2 protein-coding genes are annotated in these 2,862 nt (G+C 67.3%); both read right to left on the reverse strand.

The window, feature by feature from the left end; genetic code table 11:
- Nucleotides 1–1,561, reverse strand: a 1,561-nt coding sequence (locus tag I6U14_RS17485; protein WP_296901074.1) for a glycosyltransferase family 39 protein, incomplete at its 3' end; no start/stop codon positions are given.
- Between the two features lie 20 nt (nucleotides 1,562–1,581).
- The gene (locus tag I6U14_RS17490) at nucleotides 1,582–2,643 is read right to left on the reverse strand and encodes a glycosyltransferase family 2 protein (RefSeq protein WP_296901072.1); all 1,062 of its coding nucleotides are present in this window, start codon (nucleotides 2,641–2,643) and stop codon (nucleotides 1,582–1,584) included.
- Nucleotides 2,644–2,862 lie beyond the last annotated feature (219 nt).

Consider the following 2,862-nt stretch of genomic DNA (forward strand, 5'->3'; position numbering starts at 1 on the left):
CTCCATCGCCACCTCCGGCGAAGGTCACCGGCGCCACCGGCCCGCTGCGGTAGACGTTGACGAGCGAATCATCTGGGCGGGTTGCTGCAAGGTCATCCAGCTTGGCCACGCGCAGAAATACGAGCGCGCCGGGCTCGGGGCGGTCCGCATGCGGCGTGACGGCCTCGCGGTAGACGCTGAAGCTCGGCATGCTGGTGCGAAACACCACCGTCGGCTGGTCCAGCTCGCGGGCGATGAGCCCCGCCTGCTTCACCGGTGCCTGCATCACGGCGAAAACCCGCGGCACCAGGGCGCCGAACACCACTAGGGTCTGCACCGCGCCGGCCAGCAGCAGGCGCTGCCAAAGGGGGATGCGCGGCGCGTAGGCCAGCACCAGCAGGGTCGCGAGGCCGGCGAGGGTCGTCAGCGCATAGACCCAGTCCAGCACCTCGGCACTTTCCGACAACATCGCCTGCTCGTGGGCGCGGTCTGCCTGCCCCGCCAGCAGCGGCAGCACCAGCGGCAGCACCGCCAGCAGTGTCATGAATGCCACCGGCGGGCCGAAGGCGAGCCAGCGGCTCTTGAGCGCATCGCGATGGCGGGCCATCAGCAGGAACAGCGGCGTGATGCCGTACACCATGTAATGCGGCAGCTTGGTGTCCGAAAAAGAGAAGGTCACGAAGACGAAGCCAAACCAAAGCAACAGGAACCGATCCAACGGGTCCGCCCACAGCGCCCGGGTCATGGGCAAGAGGCGCAGGAACCAGCCGGTGAAGGGCAGCAGCACCACCGGCAGCATCAAGAAGTAGTAGCCCGGAAAGCCCGCGTGACCGTGCTTGACCCCACCGTAGCGACCCAGGTTGTGATCCAGGAAGAAGCTCAGAAAAAAGCCCGGCCCGTCGTCGATGTAGACGGCCAGATACCAGGGTCCGGCGACGGCGACGAACACCAGCCAGCCCAGCGGTGCGAAGACCGCCGTGAGCCAGTCCCTGAAACGCCCCAGCGACAGACAGTAGGCGAAGCTCACCAGCAGCGGGAAGAACACCGCCACCGGTCCTTTGGTGAGGAAGCCCAAGCCCAGCCAAAGATAGACGCGCAGCAGCACGCCCCGCTGCGGCCCCTCGAGCCAGCGGTAAATGTCGAAGAAGGCCAGCGCAATGAACAGGTTCAGCACGGCATCGGCCACCGCCGCCTTGCCGATGATGGCCACCTGGAGCCCGAAGGCCATGATCAGCGCCGCCACCGTTGCCGTGGTGGCATCCACGCGGGCTCGGGTGAAGCCCCAGAGCGCCGCCAGCCACAAGGTCGCGGCAATGGCCGACGGCAGCCGCAGCGCGAATTCGTTTAGGCCGAGCACCGACACCGACGCCGCCTGCAGCCAATAGATCAGCACCGGCTTGTCGTAGCGCGGCTCGCCGTCGCGGTGCGGCGTGATGAAGTTGCCGGAGGTCAGCATCTCCCGCGTGGCCTCGGTGAAGGCCCCCTCGTCCAGGTCGTACAGCGGCACGGCGCCGAGCTGCCAGAAGAAGGCCAGCCACACCGCCAGCGCCAGCAGCGCAAAGGCTGCCGGCGGTGTCAGCAGCCGATCCGATCGCCTGGTGCTCAAGAGGGGGACTTCCATCCGGCCCGCGCCGGGTCCGACTGCCAACGGATGCAATGGTGGGTGCGCTCGCCGGAGGCGAAGAAGGTCCGCGAGAGCACCTCCGCCAGCACCCCGGTGGTGAGGAACTGAATGGAGGCCACCAGCAGCAGGATGGCCATGAACAACAGCGGGCGGTGGCCGATGTCCTGGCCGAAGCCAAACTTCACGATCAGCAGCCAGCCCATCATCAGCCCGCCGACGGCGCCGAAGCCGAGCCCGATGGCGCCGAAGAAGTGCCCCGGCCGGGCGCCGTAGCGCAGAAAGAAGAACGCCACCAGCAGGTCCAGCAGCACCCGGAAGGTGCGCGAGATGCCATATTTGGACTCGCCGTGCTCCCGGGCGCGATGGGTCACCTCCGTTTCGCCGATGCGCGCCGGGTCCGTGATGCCCGCCACCCACACCGGGATGAAGCGGTGCATCTCGCCAAATAATCGTACTTCTTTGATGATCTCGGCGCGGTAGACCTTGAGGCTGCAGCCATAGTCGTGCAGGGTCACACCGGTCACCCGGCCGATGAGGGCATTGGCGATGCGCGAGGGCAGCTTGCGCTTGACCAGCGCGTCCTGTCGGTCACGCCGCCAACCCTGGAGCAGGTCCAGGTCCCGCTCCACCAGCTCATCCACCAGGCGCGGGATATCCGCCGGGTCGTTCTGCAGATCGCCGTCCAGGCTCGCCACCAGGTTCCCGCGGGCGGCGTCGAAGCCCGCCTGCATGGCCGCCGTCTGCCCGAAGTTGCGCCGAAAGCGGATCACGCGCACGTGGCTGCCATAATGATCGGCCTCATTCTGAAGGCGATCACCAGTGCCGTCCCGGCTGCCGTCGTCCACCAAGATCAGCTCCCAAGGATGGCGATACCCCGCGAGCCCCTCATGCACACGTGCCAGCAGCGGCCCGACGTTCTCCGCCTCTTCAAACAAGGGGATCACGACGGACAGGCTGCGCGGGTCCGCTGCCGGGTCAGCGGCCGCGGGCGCAGGGATGCTCGCCGCATTGGACAGTGCGTGGGGGTCGGGCTGGGTCATGGGAGCTGCTGATTGCTGGCGCCGCCACGCTCGGGGTCGCGTTGCTGCGTGCCCGTGGCGATCACGCAGCTTAAGCGTACCGCCCAAGAGCGTCCAGCGTGTGAGGAATCAAGCGATCAAGCCCAGCGCGACACGAGCCGAGGTGGGCGATCGGCCCGCCGAAAGAGGTGAGTCCAAGCTGAGAAAGCCACGGAAGACCTCGCCGTTGCGCTCGGCCCA

It is taken from the genome of Thiohalocapsa sp. (assembly GCF_019695415.1).
In the GTDB taxonomy this organism is placed as follows: Bacteria; Pseudomonadota; Gammaproteobacteria; order Chromatiales; family Chromatiaceae; genus Thiohalocapsa.